This window comes from Dietzia sp. 111N12-1 (assembly GCF_001658045.1).
Lineage (GTDB): Bacteria > Actinomycetota > Actinomycetes > Mycobacteriales > Mycobacteriaceae > Dietzia > Dietzia kunjamensis.
The window spans coordinates 55,638-81,197 of the sequence record NZ_LSSV01000013.1; the positions used below are offsets into that span (position 1 = coordinate 55,638).

Annotated in this window: 23 protein-coding genes and 1 tRNA gene; 6 read left to right on the top strand and 18 right to left on the bottom strand. The window is 71.5% G+C overall.

The features are described from left to right. Nucleotides 1-189: 189 nt before the first annotated feature. Nucleotides 190-1,812: a chaperonin GroEL gene (gene groL, locus AYO52_RS02235; RefSeq protein ID WP_067712603.1), complete on the bottom strand. Its 1,623-nt coding sequence runs from the start codon at nucleotides 1,810-1,812 to the stop codon at nucleotides 190-192. A gap of 122 nt (nucleotides 1,813-1,934) precedes the next feature. Further along, entirely contained in the window at nucleotides 1,935-2,222 is a 288-nt protein-coding gene (gene groES / locus AYO52_RS02240; protein WP_067712606.1) for a co-chaperone GroES, read from the bottom strand. Between the two features lie 350 nt (nucleotides 2,223-2,572). On the opposite strand from groES, the gene AYO52_RS02245 reads away from it, so the two are divergent. Both AYO52_RS02245 and AYO52_RS02250 read left to right on the top strand, forming a co-directional pair. Beyond that, the gene (locus AYO52_RS02245) at nucleotides 2,573-3,412 is read left to right on the top strand and encodes a formate/nitrite transporter family protein (RefSeq protein ID WP_067712608.1); all 840 of its coding nucleotides are present in this window, start codon (nucleotides 2,573-2,575) and stop codon (nucleotides 3,410-3,412) included. Between the two features lie 9 nt (nucleotides 3,413-3,421). After that, nucleotides 3,422-3,796: a DUF4190 domain-containing protein gene (locus AYO52_RS02250; RefSeq protein ID WP_082923703.1), complete on the top strand. Its 375-nt coding sequence runs from the start codon at nucleotides 3,422-3,424 to the stop codon at nucleotides 3,794-3,796. Here AYO52_RS02250 and tsaD read toward each other — a convergent pair. From tsaD to glmS, 8 genes are read right to left on the bottom strand one after another with little or no spacing between them, the layout of a single operon-like run. Next, complete coding sequence (tsaD, locus tag AYO52_RS02255; protein ID WP_067712762.1) at nucleotides 3,793-4,818, bottom strand: tRNA (adenosine(37)-N6)-threonylcarbamoyltransferase complex transferase subunit TsaD; 1,026 nt, start codon at nucleotides 4,816-4,818, stop codon at nucleotides 3,793-3,795. The genes AYO52_RS02250 and tsaD overlap by 4 nt on opposite strands. Before the next feature lie 8 nt (nucleotides 4,819-4,826). After that, a complete protein-coding gene (rimI, locus tag AYO52_RS02260) occupies nucleotides 4,827-5,285 on the bottom strand; it encodes a ribosomal protein S18-alanine N-acetyltransferase (protein ID WP_067712759.1) in 459 nt (152 codons plus the stop codon). Nucleotides 5,286-5,338: 53 nt separating this feature from the next. Further along, on the bottom strand, nucleotides 5,339-6,055 hold the full coding sequence (gene tsaB / locus AYO52_RS02265; RefSeq protein ID WP_067712611.1) for a tRNA (adenosine(37)-N6)-threonylcarbamoyltransferase complex dimerization subunit type 1 TsaB: 717 nt from the start codon (nucleotides 6,053-6,055) through the stop codon (nucleotides 5,339-5,341). Nucleotides 6,056-6,059: 4 nt separating this feature from the next. After that, nucleotides 6,060-6,590 (bottom strand): tRNA (adenosine(37)-N6)-threonylcarbamoyltransferase complex ATPase subunit type 1 TsaE, encoded by a 531-nt coding sequence (locus tag AYO52_RS02270; protein ID WP_067712614.1) that lies wholly within the window; start codon nucleotides 6,588-6,590, stop codon nucleotides 6,060-6,062. Beyond that, nucleotides 6,587-7,891 (bottom strand): alpha/beta fold hydrolase, encoded by a 1,305-nt coding sequence (locus tag AYO52_RS02275; RefSeq protein ID WP_253701774.1) that lies wholly within the window; start codon nucleotides 7,889-7,891, stop codon nucleotides 6,587-6,589. The genes AYO52_RS02270 and AYO52_RS02275 overlap by 4 nt, the downstream gene beginning before the upstream one ends. Next, nucleotides 7,888-9,075 carry an alanine racemase gene (gene alr, locus AYO52_RS02280; protein WP_371517170.1) on the bottom strand — a complete coding sequence of 396 codons (1,188 nt, stop codon included), beginning with the start codon at nucleotides 9,073-9,075 and terminating at the stop codon, nucleotides 7,888-7,890. Before alr ends, AYO52_RS02275 begins: the two co-directional genes overlap by 4 nt. A gap of 29 nt (nucleotides 9,076-9,104) precedes the next feature. Then, nucleotides 9,105-10,688 carry a bifunctional ADP-dependent NAD(P)H-hydrate dehydratase/NAD(P)H-hydrate epimerase gene (locus AYO52_RS02285; RefSeq protein ID WP_067712620.1) on the bottom strand — a complete coding sequence of 528 codons (1,584 nt, stop codon included), beginning with the start codon at nucleotides 10,686-10,688 and terminating at the stop codon, nucleotides 9,105-9,107. Nucleotides 10,689-10,707: 19 nt separating this feature from the next. Further along, nucleotides 10,708-12,564 (bottom strand): glutamine--fructose-6-phosphate transaminase (isomerizing), encoded by a 1,857-nt coding sequence (gene glmS / locus AYO52_RS02290; protein WP_067712623.1) that lies wholly within the window; start codon nucleotides 12,562-12,564, stop codon nucleotides 10,708-10,710. Between the two features lie 73 nt (nucleotides 12,565-12,637). On the opposite strand from glmS, the gene AYO52_RS02295 reads away from it, so the two are divergent. Further along, nucleotides 12,638-13,510 (top strand): dienelactone hydrolase family protein, encoded by an 873-nt coding sequence (locus tag AYO52_RS02295; protein WP_240341445.1) that lies wholly within the window; start codon nucleotides 12,638-12,640, stop codon nucleotides 13,508-13,510. Nucleotides 13,511-13,583: 73 nt separating this feature from the next. On the opposite strand, the gene glmM is transcribed toward AYO52_RS02295, so the two are convergent. The 3 genes from glmM to rplM all read right to left on the bottom strand — a co-directional run bounded on the left by glmM (nucleotide 13,584) and on the right by rplM (nucleotide 16,082). After that, the gene (gene glmM, locus AYO52_RS02300) at nucleotides 13,584-14,942 is read right to left on the bottom strand and encodes a phosphoglucosamine mutase (protein ID WP_067712629.1); all 1,359 of its coding nucleotides are present in this window, start codon (nucleotides 14,940-14,942) and stop codon (nucleotides 13,584-13,586) included. Between the two features lie 157 nt (nucleotides 14,943-15,099). After that, on the bottom strand, nucleotides 15,100-15,642 hold the full coding sequence (rpsI, locus tag AYO52_RS02305) for a 30S ribosomal protein S9 (RefSeq protein ID WP_069389715.1): 543 nt from the start codon (nucleotides 15,640-15,642) through the stop codon (nucleotides 15,100-15,102). Continuing rightward, nucleotides 15,639-16,082, bottom strand: coding sequence for a 50S ribosomal protein L13 (gene rplM, locus AYO52_RS02310; protein WP_007627425.1), 444 nt, complete (start codon nucleotides 16,080-16,082; stop codon nucleotides 15,639-15,641). The genes rpsI and rplM overlap by 4 nt, the downstream gene beginning before the upstream one ends. Before the next feature lie 208 nt (nucleotides 16,083-16,290). On the opposite strand from rplM, the gene AYO52_RS02315 reads away from it, so the two are divergent. Next, a tRNA-Arg gene (locus tag AYO52_RS02315) sits at nucleotides 16,291-16,366 on the top strand. 37 nt (nucleotides 16,367-16,403) lie between these two features. On the opposite strand, the gene AYO52_RS02320 is transcribed toward AYO52_RS02315, so the two are convergent. From AYO52_RS02320 to AYO52_RS02340, 5 genes are all read right to left on the bottom strand, one after another. Beyond that, nucleotides 16,404-16,964 (bottom strand): hypothetical protein, encoded by a 561-nt coding sequence (locus tag AYO52_RS02320; protein WP_067712632.1) that lies wholly within the window; start codon nucleotides 16,962-16,964, stop codon nucleotides 16,404-16,406. 135 nt (nucleotides 16,965-17,099) lie between these two features. After that, on the bottom strand, nucleotides 17,100-18,719 hold the full coding sequence (locus AYO52_RS02325) for a cation acetate symporter (protein ID WP_067712638.1): 1,620 nt from the start codon (nucleotides 18,717-18,719) through the stop codon (nucleotides 17,100-17,102). After that, a complete protein-coding gene (locus tag AYO52_RS02330) occupies nucleotides 18,719-19,009 on the bottom strand; it encodes a DUF485 domain-containing protein (RefSeq protein WP_067712641.1) in 291 nt (96 codons plus the stop codon). Before AYO52_RS02330 ends, AYO52_RS02325 begins: the two co-directional genes overlap by 1 nt. Nucleotides 19,010-19,275: 266 nt before the next feature. Beyond that, nucleotides 19,276-20,859: a substrate-binding domain-containing protein gene (locus AYO52_RS02335; protein ID WP_253701776.1), complete on the bottom strand. Its 1,584-nt coding sequence runs from the start codon at nucleotides 20,857-20,859 to the stop codon at nucleotides 19,276-19,278. Nucleotides 20,860-21,076: 217 nt separating this feature from the next. Then, entirely contained in the window at nucleotides 21,077-21,823 is a 747-nt protein-coding gene (locus AYO52_RS02340; protein WP_067712646.1) for an enoyl-CoA hydratase, read from the bottom strand. A 95-nt stretch (nucleotides 21,824-21,918) separates the two neighbouring features. On the opposite strand from AYO52_RS02340, the gene AYO52_RS02345 reads away from it, so the two are divergent. Together AYO52_RS02345 and AYO52_RS02350 are read left to right on the top strand one after the other, a co-directional pair. After that, complete coding sequence (locus AYO52_RS02345; RefSeq protein ID WP_067712648.1) at nucleotides 21,919-23,445, top strand: carboxyl transferase domain-containing protein; 1,527 nt, start codon at nucleotides 21,919-21,921, stop codon at nucleotides 23,443-23,445. Nucleotides 23,446-23,507: 62 nt separating this feature from the next. After that, the gene (locus AYO52_RS02350; RefSeq protein ID WP_067712651.1) at nucleotides 23,508-25,424 is read left to right on the top strand and encodes a propionyl-CoA synthetase; all 1,917 of its coding nucleotides are present in this window, start codon (nucleotides 23,508-23,510) and stop codon (nucleotides 25,422-25,424) included. Nucleotides 25,425-25,560 lie beyond the last annotated feature (136 nt).

Sequence of the window (25,560 nt, forward strand, 5' to 3'; positions counted from 1 at the left end):
ACGTCCCGGCCCGTCAGCGGCCGATGTGGCTCGGGCTCAGAACAGGCGTGTGACCCCTGGGTCGTGGGACCACTGCTGAGCGCCAAGCGTAACCGCTGGGGGGCGTGCGGGACCACGTGACCGGCCCGGAACGGGGCCGGGCCCCGTCCCCCGCGGCGCGGAGAGCGGGGCCCGGGAGGCCGGACGCGATCAGTGCGAGTGACCGGCGTGCGAGTAGCCGCCGGCGCCCTTCTCCTCGGGCTTCTCGACGATCGCCGTCTCGGTCGTGAGGACCATACGGGCGACCGAGCAGGCGTTGACCACGGCGGAGGAGGTGACCTTCACCGGGTCGATGATCCCGGCGGAGACCAGGTCACCGTACTCCCCCACGGCGGCGTTGAAACCGTCGCGCGGGCCCATCTCGGAGACCTTGCTCACCACGACGGAGCCGTCCTCGCCGGCATTGGCGGCGATCCAGAACAGCGGGGCGGACAGCGCCTTGCGGACCACGTTCACCCCGACCGCCTCGTCGGCGTCGGCGGTGTCGGCGGCGAGCCGCTCGAGTGCCGCGGCCGCCTGGACCAACACGGAGCCACCGCCGGCGATGACGCCCTCTTCCACGGCCGCCTTGGCCGAGTTGACGGCGTCCTCGACGCGGAGCTTGCGTTCGGTCAACTCGGTCTCGGTGGCCGCACCCACGCGGATCACGGCGACACCGCCGGCGAGCTTCGCGACGCGCTCCTCGAGCTTCTCGCGGTCCCAGTCGGAGTCGGTGGCCTCGGCCTCGCGGCGCAGCTGCGCGACGCGGGCGTCGACGTCCGCCTGGTCGCCGGCGCCGTCCACGATGATCGTGTCGTCCTTGGACACGGTCACCCGCCGGGCCTGACCGAGGACGTCCAGGCCGCACTCCGACAGCTTCATGCCCAGATCGGGGCTGATGACCTGACCCTTGGTGACGATCGCCAGGTCCTCCTGGAAGGCCTTGCGTCGGTCGCCGAAGAACGGGGCCTTGATCGCGACGACCTTGAGGGTCTTGCGGATCGAGTTGACCACGAGGGTCGACAGCGCCTCGCCGTCGACGTCCTCCGCGATGATGAGCAGCGGCTTGCCGGTCTCGGCGACCTTCTCCAGCAGCGGGAGCAGATCCGGCAGGGAGCTGATCTTCTCGCGGTGGATCAGGATCAGCACATCCTCGTGGATGGCCTTCTGCTCGTCGGGGTCGGTGACGAAGTACGGCGAGAGGAAGCCCTTGTCGAAGGCGATGCCCTCGGTGACCGACACCTCGGTGTGCAGCCCCTGCGACTCCTCGACGGAGACGACGCCGTTGACTCCGACGGCGTCCATCGCCTCGGCGACCATGCGGCCGATCTCGGGGTCACGCGACGAGACCGTCGCCACCTGCGAGACGGCGTCCGAACCGGAGACCGGTGTCGCTGCCGCGCGGAGGAACTCCACGACGGCGGCGGAGGCCTTCTCGATGCCCTTGCCCATCGCCATCGGGTTGGAGCCGGCCGCCACGTTGCGCAGCCCCTGGCGGATGAGCGCCTGGGCGAGCACGGTGGCGGTGGTGGTGCCGTCGCCGGCGACGTCGTTGGTCTTGGTGGCGACACTCTTGACCAGCTGGGCGCCGAGGTTCGCGAACGGCTCGGAGAGCTCGATCTCGCGGGCGATGGAGACACCGTCATTGGTGACGGTGGGCCCGCCGAAGGCCTTGGCGAGCACGACGTGGCGGCCCTTCGGGCCGAGCGTGACCTTGACTGTGTCGGCGAGCTCGTCGACACCGGCGAGCATGCCCTTGCGGGCCTCCTCGTCGAACGCGATCAATTTGGACATCGATGGAACTCCTGGAGGGAAGTGGGTGGTCGTGACGGGCGGGTACCGCGGGGTGAGACACCTCCGCCCCGGTGGTGCCTGGCTCTGGCCGGCGCCGCCGGGGCGGGGGTCAACAGCTCACGTCAGTCGATGACCGCGAGGACGTCACGCGAGGAGAGGATCAGGTACTCCTTGCCCTCGTACTTGATCTCGGTGCCGCCGTACTTCGAGTAGATGACCTTGTCCCCCTCCTTGATGTCCATGGGGATGCGGTCGCCGTCCTCGTCGAAGCGGCCCTGGCCGACCGCGACGACGGTGCCCTCCTGGGGCTTCTCCTTGGCGGTGTCCGGGATGACGAGACCCGACGCCGTGGTGGTCTCGGCCTCGAGGGCCTGGACGAGAATCTTGTCCTCAAGCGGCTTGATCGCCACGATGATCCTCCCGTATGGGGTGTGGCCGCCCGGATGCCGGGCGACTCGGAGTGTGGTTGGACAGATCGGGACGCCGGTAGGCGGCCCGTGGTTTATGTACGACCCGGGCTGCCGCGTGCACCGTCGCGGGTGGTGCCCTCGGAGCTCCGTGTCTATTGGCACTCTACACAGGCGAGTGCCAGCACTCAAGGAAACCGCGTGCGGGTTCGCCGCCATCGGGGTCCGACGGAGATCGGAGAACGCTCGGCGCGGGCCTGCGCCGCGGGTAGGCTCACCCGCACCGCACGGACATCAACCGGACCACCCCCTCTGCCCGACCCGATCCCGATCGAGTACAGCGAGGCCCAGAAATGACCGCAGTCGCGCCCCCGGACATCGTCACCGCCGCAGTCGAGGGCGGGGAGGCGAAAGCCGACGCCCCGGGGTGGCAACTGGCCCTCCGCGGCTTCCTCGCCGTCTACCTGCTCGGAGCGGCCACCCTTCTGGCCGTCGTGGCCACCGAGGCGACCGGAGTGGCGATCCTCGGCGCCGTGCTCTTCCCACTGGGCCTCACCATGGTCGTCCTGCTCGGCTGGGAACTCGTCACCGGCGCCTACGGGCTGGTCCCGCTGGCCGCGATGGAGGGCCGCATCCGGGTGCGCGACTGCCTACGGATCTTCGGCTGGATGATCCTCGGGCACACCGTCGGCGGGCTCGCGGCGGCGTGGATGCTGACCTCCGTGCTCACCGGGATGGGGACCGAACCCGACGCCACCGGGGCCCAGGGCCTGGTGGACCTCGCTGTCGAGAAGACGGTGGCCTACAAGGAGGCCGGCGTCGTCACCGGACTCGGTTGGGTGACGTTGAGCGCCGTGCTGTGCAACTGGCTGGTCGCGCTCGGCGTGATCATGTCGTTCTCCTCCACGAGCACCTCGGGCAAGATCCTCGCCATCTGGCTGCCGATCCTCACGTTCTTCGCCCTCGGTTACGAGCACGCGGTCGTCAACCACTTCACGATCCCCGCGGGCATGATGCTCGGGGCCGATGTGAGCATCGCCGACTGGCTGCTGTGGAACCAGATCCCGGTGCATGTCGGTAACTTCATCGGCGGGATCACCCTAGCGGGGTTGGGACTGTACTTCGCGCAACGGACGCGGGTCGACCGCTCCCCCGGGGCACCGGCGGGCCATCCCAACCCACCCCGGGAGTGACCTCCTCGTATGCACCCACCCGAGAAGCCAGGGGATCGGCCCGACGGGCCGCGCCGCCGAACCGGGTCCGACAGCACGCCGGGATCGTTCCACCCTCCCGGGACCAACACACTGGCCGTCGTCGCCCTCGTGATCGCCGTCGCGAACGTGGTGTTCGGCTCGTTCCTCGGCCTGTTCGTGCCGCTGGTCCCGGCCGCCGTCGCGGTCGTCGTGGTCGCGATCGGACACACGTCCCTCAGGCAGATCACCCGCAGCGGCGAGGCCGGAAGGGAGATGGCCGTGTCCGCCCTCGTGATCGGCTACCTCTGCCTGGCCGCGGTCGCCGCGTTCCTGCTGATGGCGTTCACGTTCACCACCGTGGGGATGGCACTCCTCGGCTACTAGGCGACCTGGGTGACCTCGACCGGCAGCCCGGGGTCGGCCGCCACGGTCAGGGGGCTGGGGTCCGCGTCCGCGGCGAGGAGCGCGGAGGCGACCCCCACCACCATCGCGCCGTTGTCGGTGCACAACCGCGGCCGCGGGACGCGCAGGGTCAGGCCCGCGTCGGCACACCTGCTCGCGGCGAGGTCACGCAACCTCGAGTTGGCGGCGACCCCGCCACCCACGAGCAGGGTGTCCACGCCCAGGTCGGTGCAGGCCCGGACAGCCTTCATGGTGAGCACGTCGGCCACCGCCTCCTGGAACGAGGCCGCGACGTCCGCCACGTCGAGCTTCTCGCCGTCGCGTTCGGCGGCCTCGATGCGTCGGGCGACCGAGGTCTTGAGCCCGGAGAAGGAGAAGTCGTGCCGGGCGTCGCGTGGTCCGGTCATCCCGCGCGGGAACGCGATCGCCGTGGGGTCACCGGTGCCCGCGAGCCGATCGATCACGGGCCCGCCCGGGTACCCCAGGCCGAGCAGCCGGGCCACCTTGTCGTAGGCCTCCCCGGCCGCGTCGTCGACGGTCGACCCGAGTTCGACGACCGGCTCGGTGAGCGAGCGGACGTGCAGCAGCTGGGTGTGCCCACCGGAGACCAGCAGGGCCACGCACTCGGGAAGCGGGTCACCGTCGAAGCCCGCGACGGCGACGTGGCCGACGAGGTGGTTGACGGCGTAGAACGGGGCCCCCCACGCGGCCGCATAGGCCTTGGCGGCGGACGACCCCACGAGCAGCGCCCCGGACAGGCCGGGTCCGATGGTGGCGGCGACGGCGTCCGGCCGCTCCAGCCCCGCCTCGGCGAGGGCGGCGCGAACGGTCGGCACGAGCGCCTCGAGGTGGGCGCGGGAGGCGATCTCCGGGACGACCCCGCCGAACCGGGCGTGCTCGGACATCGACGAGGCGACCACGTCGGACAGCAACTCGGCGCGGCCGTCGTCGTGCACGCGCGCGACGGCGACCCCCGTCTCGTCGCACGAGCTCTCGATCCCCATGACGGTTCTCACCGGTCGCTCACCTTCCCTCCGTCGTTCTGTCCTCGCGCTCCCGCCGGCCGCACCATGAGGTGCGCGTCGGCCCTGCTGGGCCGGTAGTACAGGGGACGCAGCCCCACCACCTCGAACCCGTGGGCCTCGTACAGGGTGCGGGCCGGGACGTTGTCGGTCCGCACGTCCAGCACCACCGGCGCCGCGTCCGCGTCCGCCACGTCGAGCATGCGGCGCAGCAGCGTGCGCCCGATCCCCCGCCCCTGGTGGGCCGGATCGACCCCGATGGTGTGCACCTCGTACTCACGGTCCCCCTCGGGTCCGAGCACGGCCAGCACGGCGTAACCGACGAGGACCCCGTCCGCCCGCGCCGCGAAGCAGTGGGTGTGCCGGGAGCCGATCTCCGACAGGAACGCCGCCGCCGACCACGGACCGTCGGCGGGGAACAGCACCCTCTCGAGGTCGGCGCAGCGCATGGCGTCGTCGGCGACCAGATGGTCGTGCACGATCGCGTCCGGCGGCGTCCCGGTCACCGCCGGACCCCCCGCAGCGCGGTCGAGGGTGCGGCGCGCCGGGGCGGGACGGCGTCGGGCCGACGCAGGTAGAGCGGTTCCAGCGGCGCCGGGGCCGTGCCCGCGAGGAGGTCGGGGGCCGCGACGGCGACGAGGCCGGCGGGGTCGGGCGCGGTGACCGCCTCGAGGATCCCCGCGGCGGCGTGGCCGGCGGCGGTGACCTCTCCCAGGCGTACGGGGTCGCCGACCAGGTGGTCGACGCCGTCCGAGTCGATCCCGGCGGCGGGGCCCACCATGGGGCCCGAGGTCCGTGCGCCGTCCGCGGAGTAGCGGGCGTGGTAGGCCTCCCGGCGGCGGGCGTCGGTGACGACGACGAGGTCTCCGGTCGCCCCGGCGGCGCGCGCGGTGGCCGCGAGCCCGTCCAGCGAACACACCCCGTGGACCGGCCTGGAGATGGCGTCGGCGAATGCGGCTGCGGTCGCCATCCCGACGCGCAGGCCGGTGAACGGTCCCGGACCGATGCCCACGACCACGGCGTCGAGCTCGCGCGGCGTGAGGCCCGCGGCGGTGAGGCACTCGAGGATGTGCGGGGTGAGCAGCTCCGCGTGGGCGCGGGCGTCCTCGGTGACCCGCGTGGCCAGTGCATCCACCTGCGGGTCCCGGTCGCCGGGCACGAGTCGGCACACCCCTGCGGTGACGAAGGGCGTGGAGGTGTCTACGGCGAGGACGAGCACGGGGTCAGGGTACCGCCGGGCCGGGTGCGGGACCGTCCGAGGCGTCCCGGCGCCAGCTCGCCGTCCGGACGTCGGTGCCGTCGGTGCCGTCGGGCCGACGCAGGGTGACGACCAGTGGCGCCTCGACGAGGGAGTCGACGAATCCGGCGCCCCACTCGACGACCACCACGTCGCTGTCGAGTGCCGTGTCGAGGTCGAGCGATTCCAGTTCGTCGGCCAGGTCGGCCCTGGTCGGTTGCGGACCGTCCGGGTCCTGGCCGCCGAGCAGTCGGTAGGCGTCGACGTGGACCAGCCCCGGACGGCCGGGCGTCGCCGGGGCGTGGCGACGGGCGATGACGAAGGTCGGCGAGGTGATGCGCCCGCGTACCCCCAGGCCGGCGGCGATCCCGGTGGTCAGGGCGGTCTTGCCGGCGCCGAGGGGCCCGTCGAGGACCACGACGTCGCCGGCCCGGAGCAGGCCGGCGAGCTCGGCGCCCAGTGCTCGGGTGTCCTCCACCGTCGGCAGGTCGCGCTCCCCGGGGACGCGGATCGTCACGAGGCCCGGTCGTGGTCGGTGGACGGGGCCGTCTCCCCACCGGCGTCCCGGTCCGGCGGGGGCGTGGCGCCGCGGCCCACGCCGCCGGCGCGACGCTCCCTCTCCCGCCATTCGATGATCGCGTCGGCCACCAGGTCCCCCAGAACCTCGGACACGTGGGCGGGCTCCTCCAGCATCACCATGTGCCCGGCTCCCGGGACCACCACGAACTCGGCGTCCGGCAGTTCCTCGACGATGTCGACCGACCGGTCGAGCGGGGTGAGCAGGTCGCGGTCACCGCACAGGACGGTCGTGCGGACGTCCCGCAGGACGGGCACGGCGGCCGACTCGTCGTGCTGGGTGAGGGTCTCGAAGAAGTTGGCGATGGTCAGCACGTCGGTCGAGCCGATGAGTTTGTCCACGAACCGGGCGACGGTCGGGCTCATCGCTGCGGGGTCACCGAATGAACCGCCGTAGATGAACGGTGAGATGAGCGCCCCGAGGGCCCGCCGGCCGTTGGTGAACACCCCGGGACTCCGGCCCGCGAGACCGGCGAGCCGCGCGACGGATTTGTTGTCGAGCACCGCGCCGAGCCCCGCTTCGGAGAGCTCGGCCATGGCGGTGGCGACCAGCCCGACCCCCAGGACGCGCTCCCGCACGGCCTCCGGGTGGCGGGCGCAATAGCCCATCGCGGTCATCCCGCCCATGGAATGCCCGATCACCACCACCGGACCGGTGGGTGCTGTCGCCGAGATGACGGTGTCGAGGTCCCGGGACAGCTGGTCGATGGTGGAGTTCTTCCTCGAACTCATCCCGCTCAGCCCGTGTCCACGCTGGTCGTAGAACACCATCCGGATCTCCGAGCCGAACCGGTCCGCGAGATGGCGCCGCTGGAAGTGCCAGCTGTCCATCGACAGGGTGTAGCCGTGGGCGAACACGACGGTCATCGGCGCATCGGTGGGGCCGGCCTCCCGCACCGCGAGCGGCACACCGTCGGAGGCGGCGACCATGGAGCCACGGTCCACTCCGAGTTCCCACATGTCCTCGCCTGCCCACGGGTCGTTGGCCCGTCGACCGGGCAGCAGCGTGACCACCGAACCGAGCGTGGCCGCACCGAGGGCTCCCAGGCCCGCACGCAGCCCTCCCGGGGTCCGGATATGCTCCCTGATCGCCTCGAGATCCCCGGGCGCGCCCCCCACGACCTCGGGTGGTCGGATCTCCACCGGCTCCTCGGCCGCGGACCGGGCCGGGCGTCTGGGCAGACGGATCCGGGGCCTTCCGCTGCGACCGGTCACCTCGCCGTCGTCGTCGTCCTCGCTCATATCGCGGCCTCCCGCCCCCGGTCGGCACCGTGTGACGCACGAAGGACGTGGTGCCTCTCGGCTCGCCCCCGCACCGCGGTGACCACCTCGTAGTGGATGGTGCCGACCGTCCTGGCCCACTCGGCGGCCGTGGGGCCGCCGTCGGCCCCGTTCCCGAACAGCACCGCGGTGTCCCCCACCCGGACCGGCGTGGCGGGCTCCGGGCCGAGGTCGACGACGAACTGGTCCATGCAGACGCGGCCGACGTTCGGATACCGGCGTCCGCCGATCGTGACGTCCATCCGGCCCGACAGCAGCCGCCACACCCCGTCGGCGTAACCGGCAGCGATCAGGGCAACGGTGGTGTCGTGGGGGGCGTGCCACGTGTGCCCGTAGCTCACGCCCTGACCGGCGGCCACGCGCCTCACCAGGAGGACCTCCGCCGAGAACGTCATGGCCGGGACCAGGTCGGCCTCCAGGCCCTCGACCGGGTTGAGACCGTAGAGCGCGATCCCCGGCCGGACCATCTCGAAGCCGTCCTCGGGGCGGGTCAGGGTCGCCGCCGAATTGGCGTGGTGGTTGACCGGGCACTCCAGCCCCCCGGCACGCGCGAGGGACACGCACTCGTGCAGCCGGGCCACCTGCAGGTCGATCACCGGGTTGCCCGGGTCATCAGCGTGGGCGAAGTGCGCCATCAACCCCGTCACCTCGACGAGACCGCCGGCGGTCGCCGCGACCAGCCGCTCGAGCACGGCCGGCCAGTCCTCCAACGCGATGCCCGACCGGGCGAGACCCGTGTCGATCTTGGGGGTGATCCGCGCGCGGCGGCCGGTACGTCGGGCGGCCTCGAGAACGGTGTCGAGGTGACCCGGGCTCGGGACGGCGAGGTCGATGTCGGCCTCCAGGGCCGACCGGACGTCATCGGACGCCGAGTAGAGCCACGCCAGGATCTCGGCCCCGATCCCCGCCGACCGCAGCTGCGTCGCCTCCGCGATGGTCGTCACGCCGAGGGCGTGCGCGCCACCCCGCAGTGCGGCCAGTGAGACCGGGACGGCCCCGTGACCATAGGCGTCCGCCTTGACCACGGCCATGACCCGCGCCCCGCGCGCAGCTCGGACCAGGACGCGACTGTTGTGCTCGATCGCGTCCAGATCGATCTCGGCGCGGCACGGCGCCGGGGGGACAACTGGACCCATTTCGTCAATACTGCCAAAAACCACCACCGGTGGGCGATTCACGCCCCCCGCAGGGCGGAGATCGCTCCCGGCACTGCTGCCAGTAGATCGGAGGCCCCGATCGGCGCACCCGCCACTCCCTGGCGGTGCGCGGCCCGCCGTGCGGCCTCCCCGTGCGCCGTCGCGGCCGCGACCGCCGGCCACGCCAACGACTCCCCGGGAACGGAACCGCCCACCCCCCTGCCACCGACACCCATGCCGCTCGCCAGCAGCGCGCCCGCCATCCCGGCCAGGACATCGCCCGAACCCGCTGTCGCGGCCCACGAGGAACCGACATCCACGGCGAACGTCGTCTCGCCGTCGTCTATCAGGGTGACCCGCCCCTTGAGCAGCACCGTCGCCCCGATCCCGCGCTCGCGCAGACCCGCGACGAAGCGGCGCAGCGCGCCGGGGCGGTCCCCGCGGTCCCATCCACCGGTGAGGCGGTCGAACTCGCCGGCATGCGGGGTGAGCAGTACGGGCGCGGTGGCGCTGCGCAGCAGCACGGGGTGGGTGGCGATGCAGGTGAGGGCGTCGGCGTCGAGGACGGTGGGCCGTCCCGTCGACAGGACCGCGTCGATGTCGGCCACCGCGTCGGTCCCCGTCCCGCCGCCCGGCCCCACCACCCACGCCTGGGCGGTGCCGGCCTCGGCCACCGTCGGGTGGCACACCACCTCCGGTCGGGCCGCGAGCACCGCCCCCGCGGCGGATCCGACGTACCTCACCATCCCCGACGTCGCCGCCACGGCGGCGGACGCACACAGCACCGCTGCCCCCGGATACCGGTCGGATCCAGCGCGCACGGCCACGACGCCCTGGGTGTACTTGTCGTCGGCCGGGCCGGGCACCGGCCACGTGCGCCCCACCTCGGCGCGGGAGTGGGCGACGACAGTGTCCGGACCGGCGCTCAGATAGTCCGGCACGCGCTCCTGCATCTGCAGACGACGCGCCTGCACGGGATCCGTGGGATCGATGAGGCCGATATCCACCACCTCGACGCGGCCGCACACCGGCGAAGCCAGCAAGTGGGCCCGCCGCAGCAGCCCGAACGTCACGGTGAGGGTGGCGGGAACGTGGGCGTCGTGGACGGTGCCGGTGTCGGCGTCGACCCCGCTGGGCAGATCCACTGCCACCCACGGAACCCCGGCCGCGGCCAGGCCGTCGACGATCCGGTCGGCCGGCTGGCGCAGCGGTCCGCGTCCGCCCAGGCCCACCACGCCGTCGACGGCGACATCCGGGACCGGAAGACGAGAGCCCACCGACTCCGTGTCGTGGATCCGCCCGCCGACACGGCGCAGGGCGACCAGGCCGCGAGAGTGTGCGCGGACCGGGTCGAGCATCACGGCGTCGACGCGACAGCCACGGGCCCGGAGCATCGCGCCGGCGTAGAGCGCGTCGCCCCCGTTGTCGCCGGCACCGACCAGCAACTGCACCGTCCGGCCATAGAGGCCCCCGGTGCGCTCCCTCAGGAGGACGGCGGTGTGGTGGGCCACCCCGGCCGCGGCACGGCGCATCACCGCATCCGGGTCCCCGGAGGCTGCGGCGGCGGCGATGAGCGGGCGCTCGGCATCCCTGATCTGCCCGACCGGGTGAGCGCGCCTCATTGCCGTGGCCCCCGCCGTCCTACTCGACCGTGACGGACTTGGCGAGGTTGCGCGGCTTGTCCACGTCGTACCCCCGCGCCGCCGCGACCTCGGCCGCGAACGCCTGGTACGGGATGGTGGCCAGCAGCGGCTGCAGGAGCGTGGTCGACGCCGGGATCGGGATGAAGTAGTCCGACAGCGGCCGGACCACGTCGTCACCCTCCTCGGCGATCACGATGGTCCGCGCGCCGCGGGCCCGGATCTCCTGGATGTTGCTCACCAGCTTCGAGTGCAGCACCCCGCGGCCCTCGACCGGCGGCATCACGATGAAGACCGGCAGGCCCTCCTCGATGAGCGCGATGGGCCCGTGCTTGAGTTCGCCCGCCGGGAAGCCCTCGGCGTGCATGTACGCGAGCTCCTTGAGCTTGAGCGCGCCCTCGAGGGCCGTCGGGTAGCCGACGTGGCGCCCCAGGAACAGCACCGACTTGGCGCCGGCGAGCTCCCGGGCGATCCCACGGACCGGGTCGAGGGAGTCCACGACCTTCTGGATCTCGTGCGGCATCTGCTCGAGTTGACGGAACTCGGCGGCCACCTCGTCCGGGTACTTGGTGCCGCGGGCCTGCGCGAGCGCGAGGCCCACGAGGTAGTTGGCGGTGATCTGCGCCAGGTACGCCTTCGTCGACGCGACACCGATCTCGGGACCGGCGTGCGTGTACAGGACGGCGTCGGCCTCCCGCGGGATCTGCGAGCCGTTGGTGTTGCACACGGCCAGGACGCGCGCCTTCTGGGACTTGGCGTGGCGGACCGCCTCGAGGGTGTCCGCGGTCTCGCCGGACTGGGAGATGGCCACCACCAGCGTGGAACGGTCCAGGACCGGGTCGCGATAACGGAACTCCGAGGCGATCTCGACCTCGCATGGCAGGCGCGTCCAGTGCTCGATCGCGTACTTGGCGACCATGCCGGAGTGGTAGGCGCTGCCGCAGGCGACGATGAACACCTTGTCGATGTCCCTCAGGTCCTGGTCTGTCATCCGCTGCTCGTCCAACACGATGCGGCCGTTCTGGAAATGGCCCAGCAGCGTGTCGGCGACCGCCTGCGGCTGCTCGGCGATCTCCTTGAGCATGAAGTAGTCGTAACCGCCCTTCTCGGCGGCGGCGAGATCCCAGTCGATGTGGAAGGGGCGCCCCTCGCTGGGCTCTCCGGCGAAGTCGGTGATCTCGTAGGAGTCGGCCCGCAACACCACGACGTTGTCCTGGCCGAGCTCGACCGCCTCGCGGGTGTGCTCAATGAACGCCGCGACGTCGGAACCGAGGAACATCTCGCCCTCGCCGACGCCCAGCACCAGTGGGGTCGAGCGGCGCGCGGCCACCAGGACGTCCGGGTGGGCCGCGTGGCTGAAGACCAGGGTGAACGCGCCCTCGAGGCGGCGGAGCACGGTGCGGCACGCGGCGACGAAGTCACCGCCGCTGCGGCCCGACTCCATCTCGCACCGCACCAGGTGGGCAGCCACCTCCGAGTCGGTGTCGGACTCCAGATCGACCCCGGCGGCCTCGAGCTCCGCGCGCAGCGGGGCGAAGTTCTCGATGATGCCGTTGTGCACGATCGCGACGTCGCCCGAGACGTGCGGGTGGGCGTTCCGGTCGCTCGGGCGACCGTGGGTGGCCCAGCGGGTGTGGCCGATGCCGGTGGTACCCGGGAACCCGTCCCCGCCCGCCGCCGTGAGCTCCGCCTCGAGGTTGGCGAGCTTGCCCTCCTTCTTCTCGACCCGGGAGGTGCCCGCGCCGTCGAGCACGGCGACACCAGCCGAGTCGTAGCCGCGGTACTCCATCCGCCGCAGGGCCTCGACGACGACAGGGAGGGCGGGCCTGTGCCCGACATATCCGACGATTCCGCACATGGCCGCTAAGTGTAGCCACGCAGTCCGGGGACCCTCGCCCCTTCGTCGCCCCCGAGGCGATACTGTGGCCATCGTGGCCAAGAAGACGAAGGAACTGCTCGCCCGGGTGTCCCGACGCGGCCCCTACGGTGTCGACAGGGGCGACCTCGGTTTCACCGGGACGCCGGGGGTCGTGTTCGTCCCCCGCGGCGCTCCGTCGCCGGCCCCGCTCGTGGGCTGGGCCCACGACTGGACCAGGGGGCCCGAGCACTACGTCGACACCCTCAAGCATCTCGCGTCGTGGGGGTTCGTGGTGGTGGCGCCCGCCTCGGACCGCGGCCTGAGGCCGAACCACCAGCACTACGCGGATCACTTGTCGGCCGCGCTGGAGGATGTCCTCCAGGCGACCCTGGGCCGCGGGGCCGTCCGGGCCGATCCACACCGGATCGCCGTGGCCGGGCACGGTCTCGGCGGCGGGGTCGCCGCGCTGCTGGCCTCCCAGCGCACCGACATCGACGGGGTGGTCATGGTCTTCCCCACCGAGACCGTGCCCTCGGCCGCCGATCGGGCGATGACCGTCGACGCCCCCGCCCTGCTGCTCTCGGGTGCGGGCGGGGTCCACTCCGAGGACGCCCGCGAACTGCAGCGCCTGTGGCGCGGCGACCTGGTACACCGACGCCTGGAGAAGGCGATCGAGACGGGTCTGGTTGAGCGCAACCCGCTTCTCGAGCGGGTCGGGCTGGCGGACCCCGACCTCCGCACCCATCGGGCCGTGCGCCCGCTGCTGGCGGGGTACCTGCTGGCCACCCTGACCGACGACGACACCTATGCCGCGTTCGCCGATCCGGAGGCGGAGTTCAAGGGCACCGTCACGGTCACCCACGAGATGCTCGACGAGGAGGCCGACGACCTGCTCGCCAGCGCCCCGCCGATGCTCAAGCTGGTCAAGTCCTTCACGGGCGGCTGATCGCCCTCCGGTGCCCGGTCGCCGGGGCCCGGTCGCCGGGGCCCGGCGCCGGAGAGCGCACGGGCCCGGACGGTCACACGGCGGCGACCACGCCCGCCAGGCGCTCGGCGACCTCGCCGGCCAGGTTCGCGTCCTCCGCCTCGACCATCACGCGGACGAGCTGCTCGGTGCCGGAGGGACGCAGAAGCACGCGGCCTGTGGAGCCGAGCCTGCGCTCCTCCCCCACCACGGCGTCACAGACCGCCCCGGATGCCACGACTGCGGCCTTGTCCTCGACCGGCACGTTGACGAGGACCTGCGGCAGCACGGTCATGACCCCGGCGAGCTCGGCCAGCGACTTGCCGGTCTCCGCCATGCGGGCCATGAGGCGCAACCCGGTGAGCACGCCGTCACCGGTGGTGGCGTGGGCGGGCAGCACGAGGTGCCCGGATTGTTCGCCGCCGAGGCTGTACCCACCCTCGCGCAGACGCTCGAGAACGTAGCGGTCGCCCACCTTGGTCTCGGTGATCTCGATCCCGGCCTCCCGCATGGCGACCTTGAGCCCCAGGTTGCTCATGATGGTGGCCACCAGTGTGTTGCCGACGAGCTCCCCGGAGTCGCGCATCGCCAGGGCCAGGATCGCCATGATCTGGTCGCCGTCGACAACCTCGCCGGAGGCGTCGATGGCCAGACACCGGTCCGCGTCGCCGTCGTGCGCCAGGCCCAGGTCGGCGCCGTGCGCGCGCACCGCGGCGCGGACGTCGTCGAGGTGGGTGGAACCGCAGTTGTCGTTGATGTTGTAGCCGTCGGGGCTGGCGTGGATCTCGATCACCGTGGCGCCGGCCTCGCGGTAGGCACGCGGGGCCGCCGCGCTGGCGGCGCCGTTGGCGCAGTCGACGACGACGACGAGCCCGTCCAACCGGCCCGGCGTGGCATCGAGCAGGTGCCGGACATAGCCGTCCAGGGCGTCCTCCTGCGTCGCCCGCGAGATACGGCCGATCGCTGAGCCGGTCGGTCCGGTGATGGCACCGTCGGTGAGGGCGGCCTCGACACGGTCCTCCACCTCGTCGGCCAGCTTGTGGCCCCCGGCGGCGAAGAACTTGATGCCGTTGTCCGGCATCGCGTTGTGCGAGGCGGAGATCACGGCACCCAGCTCGGCCTCGTGCTGGGCCGTGAGGTGGGCGACGGCCGGGGTCGGCAACTCGCCCACGAGCAGGACATCGACGCCCTGACTCGCCAGGCCGGCGGCCAGGGCGGCCTCGAGCATCTCCCCGGAGACACGGGGGTCACGGCCGACGACGGCGACGGGCCGGGATTCGGCCCGGCGGGGCGACGGCTCGACCTCGGTCGCCAGGACCGCCGCGGCGGCCGCCCCCAGGCGCACGGCCAGGTCGACGGTGAGGGTCCGGTTGGCGAGTCCGCGGACCCCGTCGGTGCCGAACAGTCGCGTCATATCGTGTGGTCCTCCGGGGGTGGTGGTTCGCCCCGCCGCGGACGGTGGGCGTGAATGGCCGGGTCAGGATAACCCCGACCGACAGTGCAGTGGGCAAATGGACCGGAGCAGGCCCCGCATACGCAGGGGCCTGCTCCGGTGACGCGACCCGGGTGGATCAGCGCTTCGAGTACTGCGGGGCCTTACGGGCCTTCTTGAGGCCGGCCTTCTTGCGCTCGACGGCACGGGCGTCGCGCGTGAGGAAGCCCGCCTTCTTGAGCGCCGGGCGGTCGTCCGGCGAGTACTGGATGAGCGCGCGGGCGATGGCCAGACGCAGCGCGCCGGCCTGACCCGAGGGGCCGCCACCGTGGAGCAGTGCCACGATGTCGAACTGCTCGTCGCGCTCGACGAGGACCAGCGGCGACTTGACGAGCTGCTGGTGCACCTTGTTCGGGAAGTACTCCTCGAGGGTGCGGCCGTTCAGGGTGAACTGGCCGGAACCGGGGAGCAGGCGCACGCGGGCGACGGCTTCCTTGCGACGTCCGACGGCCTGGGCCGGACCGGAGGTGACGGTCGACCCCAGCTGGGCGTCGGCGTCGGCGACGAAGTCGGTGCCACCGGCGTAGTCGGCCTCGCTGTAGTCCTCGGCGACCTCGGCGGCGAGGTCCGCCACCACGTCGTCGGCGACCTCGGCCTCGGGGGTGATGTTCTCGTCGGTCACTGGGCCACCTGCTTGATCTCGAAGGGCACGGGCTGCTGGGCGGCGTGCGGGTGATCGGGACCCGCGTACACCTTGAGCTTGGAGGCGACGGCACGGCCGAGCTTGTTGCTCGGCAGCATGCCCTTGACGGCCTTCTCGACGACGCGGTCGGGACGGGTGTCCATGGCCTTGCCCAGGGTCTGCGACTTCAGGCCGCCCGGGAAACCGGAGTGGCGGTGCTGCACCACGCGGTCACGCTTGTTGGACGAGATCGCGACCTTGTCGGCGTTGATGATGATGACGAAGTCGCCGGTGTCGGCGTTCGGGGCGAACTGCGGCTTGTGCTTGCCACGGAGGATGTTGGCGACCTGGACGGCGAGTCGACCGAGAACCACATCAGTGGCGTCGATGACGTACCAGGCGCGCGTCACGTCCCCGGGCTTGGGGGTGTACGTGGACACAGGCGATACCTCTGTCTGTCTAGTGGGCTGCCGGCCGGGCGGGCGCCCTCCCCCTCGAACGGCGGCCGGTGGTGACCCGCGCGAGGTGGTCCACCGCCCCACCAGGGGACGACATGGACGCCGACGGTCAAGACTACCGGCCGGGACCACTCTCTCCAAGTCGGCGATCACGATCCCCTGCCCATCGGTTAGACTCTCCCCGGTTCCCGCCCTCGTAGCTCAGTGGATAGAGCACGGCTCTCCTAAAGCCGGTGTCGGAGGTTCGATTCCTCTCGGGGGCACCACCCACAGCGGCCGGCCGTCACGGCCGCCGCAGGCGCGTCATCGCCGGAGAGTGGCGGAGAATGCGCTGGTCAGCGCCAGGATCGGCAACCCGATGAACAGGTGGACGATCGCGGCGGCCAGGCCGTCGAGGAACGGCACCGTGACCAGCAGCGGCAGCGCCACGGCGGCGACGATGAGCAGCCCGACGGTCCAGGAGTAGAACTGCTGGGGGTTGGCCGTGCCGACGAGCAGCAGGTACCAGAGCAGCCCGGCGAGGAGCGCGGCGACGGCCCCGTAGACCGCGTACATCGTGGGCGTGTTCCCGCCGTTGGCCCACTGGTGGCCGAAACGCGCGAACACCGCTTCCACGATCCATGCGATCAGCCATCCGGCGATGGCCGCCACAAGGGCGGTCGCGACCACGCTGCCGGCGAACTTGCCCACATCGAGGGCGGGGCCACGGCGCTTCGCCGCGGGCGCGGCGGCGTATCCCCCGTCGGCTCCGTAGCCGTCGTCATAGGCGGGGTCGTAGGCCTGGTCGTCGCCCATCCGCGAGTAGGCACGCGAGTCGGGCTGCTGCCCCATGCGTCGGGTCTGGTCGTCCTGTCCGGGATACATCTCTACCGCCTCCGAATCGGTGTGGTGCCCACTGAGGGTAGTCCCTCCCGGCCCACGACGAGGTCCGCCCGGTCGTCCGAGGACGACCGGGCGGACCCGGCGGGGGCCTGTGGTGGTGGGCCCGCCGAGGAGACGTCAGTGAGCGATGGTCTTCTCCACACCGACACCGGTGAGGGAACGGACCTCCATCTCCACCCGCTTCTCCGGGAACTCGTCCTTCTTCCCGATGAACGTGCCGACGATGCCCAGCAGGAACGCCAGCGGGATCGACACGATGCCCGGGTTCGAGAGCGGGAACAGGGAGAAGTCGACACTGGTGATCATCGACTTCTCGCCACCGGAGACCGCCGGCGAGAGCGCGATCAGCACCAGGGTGCTGATGAGCCCGCCGTACATCGAGAACAGTGCGCCGGTGGTGTTGAACCGCTTCCAGAACAGCGAGTACAGGATGGTCGGCAGGTTCGCCGATGCGGCGATCGCGAAGGCCAGGGCGACGAGGAAGGCGATGTTCTGCCCCATGGCGCCGATACCCATGACGATCGACAGGAGCCCGATCACGACGACCGTGATCCGCGAGACCCGGAGCTGCGACTTCTCGGTGGCCTTGCCGTGCTTGATCACGCCGTTGTAGATGTCGTGCGCGAACGATGCCGACGCCGTGATCGCCAACCCGGCCACCACCGCCAGGATCGTCGCGAAGGCGACCGCGGAGATGATGCCGAGGAAGATCTCACCGCCGAGGGCGAATGCGAGTAGCGGTGCCGCCGAGTTCACGCCACCGGGCGCCGCCTCGATCACCTCCGGACCGACCATCGCCGCGGCACCGAAGCCGAGCACGAGGGTGAACAGATAGAAGCCGCCGATGAGGGCGATCGCCCAGGTGACGGACCGACGGGCCTCCTTGGCGGTGGGGACCGTGTAGAAGCGCATGAGCACGTGGGGGAGGCCGGCGGTACCGAAGACGAGTGCGATCGACAGGGAGACGAAGTCGAGCTTGCTGGTCTCGGTGGCGCCGTACTGTAGACCGGGCTGCAACAGGTCCTTGCCCGAATTGGCGACGGCCTCCCCCAGGAGCGCGGAGAAGTTGCCGCGCGCGGCCACGAGAACCATGAGGCACATGATGAGGACGCCACTGACCAGCAGGACGGCCTTGACCATCTGCACGTACGTGGTGCCCTTCATGCCGCCGACCAGCACGTAGACGATCATGAGCAGCCCCACGGCCGCGACGACGATCGCCTGCCCCGTGGAGTCGTTGATGTTCAGCAGGAGGGCGACGAGGCCACCCGCGCCTGCCATCTGGGCGATGAGATAGAACAGGCACACCGCGAGGGTGGCCAGGGCTGCCGCCATCCGGACGGGCCGCTGGTTGAGGCGGAAGCTGAGCACATCGGCCATGGTGAACCGGCCGGTGTTGCGCATCAGCTCGGCGACGAGCATCAGGGCGACGAGCCAGGCGACGAGGAATCCGATCGAGTAGAGGAAACCGTCGTAGCCGTTGATCGCGATGGCCCCGGCGATACCGAGGAAGGATGCCGCCGACAGATAGTCACCGGCGATCGCGAACCCGTTCTGCGGACCGGTGAAGCTCGACCCACCGGTGTAGAAGTCCTTCGTCGACTTCGTGGACTTGGACGCCCTCAGGACGAGCGTCATCGTGATGACGATGAAGATGCCGAACACGACCATGTTGAGCAGCGTGCTGCCGACCTGCTCACCCGGCGTGAGTTCATTGATGTTGAGTAGCCAATCCATCAGACAGCCTCACCTTCCAGCTCGAGGCGGATGGATTCCGCACGGGGGTCGATCACGCGGTTGGCGAACCGGATGTAGAGGAACGTGATGAGGAAGGTGGTCACGAACTGCCCCAGCCCGATGATCAGGCCCCAGGTGATGTTTCCGAAGACCTTCGTGGCCATGAAGTCCGTGGCGTAGACGGCGAGGATGACATAGAGGAAGTACCAGATGAGGAAGGCGACGGTCATGGGGAAGACGAACGCCCGGAACTTGCTGCGCAACTCCTGGAAGGCGGGGCTGGACTGCATCGCCGTGAACTCCGCCGTTCCCGGGGTTCGCCGCGATGCGCCCCCCGTCGGCGGATCAGTTGGTTGGGACACGGAGGTCCTCCGTTTCGGGTTCTCATCAGCGCACCCCTGTAGTGATGCGCCTCACAGCTAGTGACGGAGGAAGTGTGACACGTAACACAAGTTCTCGGCGGAGACTCTCAGGCAACGCGGTCGATTCCCTGGAAACCGGAGGATGCCGCACCCCCATCCGAGGGGGCAGCTACCTCTATCCGGGGTTAAGGGAGTCAGGCGCCGGGCGCCGCTCCGCGACGGCCCACCGCGTCGGCGAACACCCGCACGATCTCGTCGGGCGTCCGCGCGACGTGGCTGCTGCCGCCGGTCACCCGGGAGATCTCCGCCAGGGTGCCCGACGCGGCGTCGTCGAGCAGACTGATCGTCACGACGATCACCGGGCGCGACGGGGTGACCATGCCGCGTAGTCGGGCGAGGAACTCCCCTTCGTCGAGGTCCGAGGTGGCGTCGTCGGCCCCGTCGGAGATCACGATGATCGAATTGACCATGTTGGGGTCATAGTCGGAACGCACCAGGGCGTAGGCGTCGAGCACGGACCGGTACAGGTCGGTTCCGCCGCCCACCAGACCGGGCAGGGCTGCCAGCGCGTCGCCGAGAGCCTCCCGGTGCGAACCGTCGGCGCCGACCTCGTCGAGTCGTCGGAGTGCCGCGACCTCCGCGTAGGGCACGCCATCCCGGCCGGCGGCCCCGCCGAACGCCCACAGCCCGAGAGCGGCGTCGCCGGGGAACTGTCCGAGGCCGGCGCCCGCCGTGGCGACCAGCGCCTCGATCCGGGTCCGGTCCGTGCCCGGTATCCCGAAACCCATCGATCCCGAGGTGTCCACCAGGACCAGGGACCGCCCGGGCATCGCCAACACTCGCCACCGTTGGAGGGCTCCGTGGAGGCGGTCGGGGTCGCGGACGACGAGCATCTCGATCTCGCCCACCCCTGCCCCGTCCGCGAGGGGCGCGCGGTCCGACTTCCGGAAGCCGTCCGCCGAGAGACCATCGCGGTGGTCGGGCGAGGCCGTGGCGTCGCGGAGTGCTTCGGCGGCACCGGCGACCTCGGTTCGCCGGGTCGGGTCCTGGGTGGTCACCGCCAGCGGGTACCCGAGGAACACCGCCCCGGTTGCGGGAGCGGCGATCTCGAGCCCCGCGTCCGGGGCCTCACGCCGGGCGAGCACCGCCTCACGCTCCGTCACGATCGTCGCGCCGCCCCCGGAGACCACCCGGTCGAGCATCTCGCGCGAGCTCGGGGGAACCTCCATGCGGCTCATCTGCCCCTGCGCCAGCATCGCCATGGACGCGCCCAGCGCCTCCGAGGTCGACCGCATGATCTCCACCTCGGCCGTGGCGGCGAGGATCGGAGCATCCGCGATCCCGGACCGGACGGGATCGCCCATCATCAGTCCCGGGGCCGCCAGGGCGGAGGTCCACGTGGACATGTCGACCGGGGTGTCGCGGAACGCGATGACCACCGGGGTGGACGCGAGCGAGTTCACCACCGTGTCGAAGGGGATCTGCACGTCCCGCGACAGTTGCGCGAGCCGCACCGACGAGTCCGGGACCCAGATGTCGGGGAGCGCCTCACGGGAGGCGACACGCCAGGCGAGGTCAGCCGACGAGACCGGGACGACATCGAAGGAGTAACACCCGTCAGCACCCTCGGCCAGGGCATCCACGTGGTCGGCGATGTCGGGCTCGGCGGCGACACTGATCCGGATGTCGTCCCCACAGAATCCGCCGACACCAGCCCGGGAGAGCCCGGCGAGCACCAATACCGCGACGAGCACGACCGCGAGGAGTGCGGCTCCCACGAGGACGACCCTGCGGGCCGTCGGATTCCCACTCTGCGGCGACGCACTGTGCCTGGCCATCGCTGGCGTTCCCCCTGGATGTCATTTACCCGGGGCCGTGCCAGACGCCCACGTCAGGCGGATCCGGGTCGGGCGCTGGAATCGTACCCGGGCCGGGGTCCACGTGGGGCCGACACGTGGGAGCCGCCGCGGCGCGCCCCACCGCTGGTGTGGCGCGTCAGCGTCCGCGGAAGACGGGGGGCCTCTTCTCGGCGCGCGCGGCCCGGGCCTCGGCCATGTCCTCACTGCCCCAGGCCCGGAGCTGGAGCTCGGTGTGCTCGTCCCGCGGGAGCAGCCGGGCGTCGTCGTCGTTGATGACGGTCTTGATGTGCCGCAGGCTCAGCGGCGCCGAGCGGGCGAGCTCCGCCGCGAGCTCCATCGCCGAATCCATGTCACCGATCTCGTTCGCCAGGCCGATCCGGGCCGCCTCCTCCGCGCCGACGGGGCGCGCGGTCATGAGGACCGAGCGGGCGTGCCCGCCGCCGACGACGTTGGCGAGCCGCTTGATCGTCCAGTTGTCGAGCGCCAGCCCCACCTTGACGACCGGGACGGCGAAGACCGCGCCCGGTGCCACCACCCGGAGATCCGCGGCCAGCGCGAGCTGCACACCGGCGCCCACGGCCGGTCCGTTGACGGCTGCGATGACCGGCACGGGAGCCGATTCGACGGCCCGGAGCATCCCGGCGTGGCAGTCGTAGAAGTTCGAGTTGTACACCCCGCCGGACAGGTCGGCCCCGGCGCAGAACGCGGTTCCCGCGCCCGTGATGACGATCGCCCGGACCGGATCCTCGGACTCGGCCTCAACCCCGGCGGCCTCGACGGCCTCCCGCAGCGCGGTACACACCTCGGCGTCCAGGGCGTTGCGGGTCTCGTGACGGTCGATGGTGACGACGACGACTGCGCCGTCCCTGCGGGTGACGATCATGGCGACGGGGCCTCCTCTGCGGGACGGGGGGTGCGGCGGCGCACCCCTGCGCCGAGGATACCGGCTGGTAGTCGCCCCCACCGTACGATGCGGTCATGGCGCGAACGGGAGCACTGCAGATCCTCGACCTGGTCCTCGATGACGGTTCGTTCCGACCGTGGGACGGCGCTCCGGTACGCCCGCCCCACGTGGACTCGGTGCCCGGGTACGAGGACTCCCTGCGGCGGGCGGCGGAGAAATCGGGAGTGGACGAGTCCGTCATCACCGGCGAAGGAACCCTGCTGGGTCGACGCGTGGTGCTCATCGCATGCGAGTTCGATTTCCTCGCCGGCTCCATCGGGATCGCCGCCGCCGAGAGGATCGTCTCGGCGATCGAACGGGCGACCGCCGAGGGCCTGCCCATCCTCGCCTCCCCCACCTCCGGTGGTACCCGGATGCAGGAGGGCACGATCGCATTCCTGCAGATGGTCAAGATCTCGGCCGCGGTGGCGGGACACAAGACCGCTGGCCTGCCCTACCTCGTCTATCTGCGGCACCCCACCACCGGCGGCGTGTTCGCGTCCTGGGGCTCACTGGGGCACGTGTCCGTCGCGGAACCCGGAGCACTCATCGGGTTCCTCGGACCCCGCGTGTACGAGGCCCTCTACGACGCCCCCTTCCCCGACGGCGTCCAGGTCTCGGAGAACCTCGCACGCCGCGGGATGATCGACGGTGTCCTCCCTCCCGAGGGCCTGCGGGACCTCACCGCGCGGGCGTTGCGGGTGCTGTGCCAGGACCCGCCCTCCCACGACGAGCCGGCCCCACCGCCCGGCCCCGTACCCGAGCCGGAGCCCGACGACGGCACCCCACCCGACGCCTGGGACGCCATCACCCGGTCCCGCCGGCACGACCGCCCGGGCGCCCGCGCCTTCCTCGACCGGGTCGCACCCACCCGCGTCCCGCTGTCGGGGACGGGGCAGGGAGAGGACAGTGGGTCCCTCCTGCTCTCCCTGGCGCGCTTCCGGGGCCAGTCCGCGGTCGTCCTGGCCCAGGACCGCGATGCGGAGAACGAGACGAGCCCGCTCGGTCCGTCCGCGTTGCGGTCGGCCCGCCGTGGGATGCGGATCGCGGCGGAGATGGGCGTTCCGCTGGTGTTGCTCATCGATACCCGGGGGGCCGCGCTGTCCCGGGAGGCGGAAGAGGGCGGCCTCGCGGGCGAGATCGCCCGGAGCCTCGCGGACCTGGTCACGCTGTCCAGCCCGACCGTCTCGGTGATACTCGGCCAGGGCACCGGCGGGGCCGCCCTCGCGCTGCTCCCGGCCGACCGGGTCCTGTGTGCACGGCACGGGTGGCTCGCACCGCTCCCGCCCGAGGGCGCCAGCGCCATCCTCCACCACGAGACCTCCCGGGCGCCGGAGGTCGCCCGATCGCAGGGGATCACCTCCGCCGACCTGCTGGGAGCCGGGATCGTGGACGTGGTGGTCCCGGAGAGGCCCGACGCCGCCGACGAACCGGATTCCTTCTGCGACCGGATGGCCGATGCCGTCGCCGCGGCCCTCCTCGAGGTCCGCAGGCGCCCCCCTGAGCGGAGGTATGCCGAGCGGATGATGAGGTATCGGGAGCTCGGCCTGCCACTAGAGTGAGTCCTGTCACAGCCCGTCGGCCCGGCCGGCGGGCACGCTGCCACCTGTGAGGGGAACTCCCGATGTCGGACTCCACCGCCTCGTCCTATGCCGCCGCCCACCGGCTCTCGATCAGCGATCCCGACGCGTTCTGGCTCGACGTCGCGGCGGATATCGACTGGACCACGCCTCCGACCACGGCGGTCGACCGCTCTCGCCCGCCGTTCTACCGCTGGTTCCCGGACGGGGAGCTGAACACCTCCTACAACTGCGTGGACCGCCACGTCGAGGCGGGCCGGGGGGACCAGGCCGCGTTCATCTACGACTCCGCCGTGACCGGGGTGAAGGAGACCATCACCTACGCCCAGCTGCTGGACCGGGTCGAGGAGTTCGCCGGAGCGCTGGCCGCCGAGGGCGTCGGGCGGGGCGACAGGGTCGTCATCTACATGCCCATGGTTCCCCGCGCGGCCGTCGCGATGCTCGCGTGTGCCCGGCTCGGTGCGGTGCACTCCGTCGTCTTCGGGGGCTTCGCCGCCCCGGAGTTGGCGATTCGTATCGACGACGCGCGCCCGAAGGTCATCGTCACCTCCCACGGCGGGATCGAGCCGACCCGCAAGGTGCCGTACTTCCCCATGGTGACCAAGGCTCTCGAACTCACCCGGCACACCCCCGGCGCCGTGATCGTGGCCCCGCGTCACGAGCAGTTCCCCGACGAGGCCTTCCCGGAGACGCCGGGCACCACCTGGAGCTACTGGGATGACGCCGTCGCCGCGTCCGAGCGGGCGGCCCCGGTGCCCGTCAAGGCCACCGACCCCCTGTACATCCTCTACACCTCCGGTACCACGGGCCTGCCCAAGGGCGTCGTGCGGGACAACGGTGGCCATGCGGTCGCGCTCGCGTGGTCGATGTGGAACGTCTACGGGGTCCGGCCGGGTGAGGTGTGGTGGACCGCCTCGGACGTGGGCTGGGTGGTCGGCCACTCGTACATCGTCTACGCACCGCTGTTGATCGGTGCGACGTCCATCATCTACGAGGGCAAGCCGGTCGGCACGCCGGATGCCGGTGCCTTCTGGCGGGTCATCTCCGAGCACCGTGCCACCGCGCTCTTCACCGCCCCGACCGCCGTCCGCGCGGTGCGCAGGGAGGATCCGGAGGGCGCCGAGGTCGACAAGTACGACCTGTCCTCCCTGCGCACGCTGTTCTGCGCGGGTGAGCGCCTGGACCCCGACACCTACCAGTGGGCCACCGACAAGCTCGGCACGCCGGTGGTGGACAACTGGTGGCAGACCGAGACAGGGTGGCCGATCGCGTCCAACCTGCGCGGTCTGGAGCCGATGCCGATCAAGGCGGGCTCGCCCACCGTCGCCGTGCCCGGGTACGACCTGCACGTTCTCGACGGCGAGGGCAACCCGCTGCCCGCGGGCGAGGAAGGCAATCTCGCGATCAAGCTGCCCATGGCACCGGGGACGCTGGCGGGGCTGTGGGAGGACGACGAACGGTTCGTCTCCTCGTACATGTCGGTCTTCGACGGGTACTACTCGACCGGGGACGGCGGGTACATCGACTCCGACGGCTACGTCTACGTGATGGGCCGGACCGACGACGTGATCAACGTGGCCGGCCACCGCCTGTCGACCGGGTCGATGGAGGCCGTCATCGCGACCCACCCCGCCGTGGCGGAGGCCGCCGTGATCGGGGTCAGGGACGAGCTGAAGGGCCAGCGGCCCGTCGGGTACGTGGTCCTCAAGTCCGGCCAGGTCCGGGACCCCGAGGAGCTGCGGGCCGAGCTGGTGGCGATGGTGCGTGACGAGATCGGGGCGGTGGCCACGTTCCGGGACTGCACGGTGGTCCAGGGGCTGCCCAAGACCCGGTCGGGCAAGATCCTGCGCAAGACCATGCGGCAGATCGCCGACGGCCAGCAGGACGTGGTGGTGCCCTCGACGATCGAGGACCCGGCCGTGTTGGACGCGCTGGCGCCTTTCCTGCGACCGAGGAAGTAACCCGGACCTACGCGCCGGTTCTGCACGGCTGCGCGGGGGTGCGCGTCCGCCTGGGACCAGTCCGGGCGCGTAGCCCCCGTCTATGCGGGCAGAACGGGCACACACCCCGGGCTCCCCACGGTGCGCGTCAGCCCGG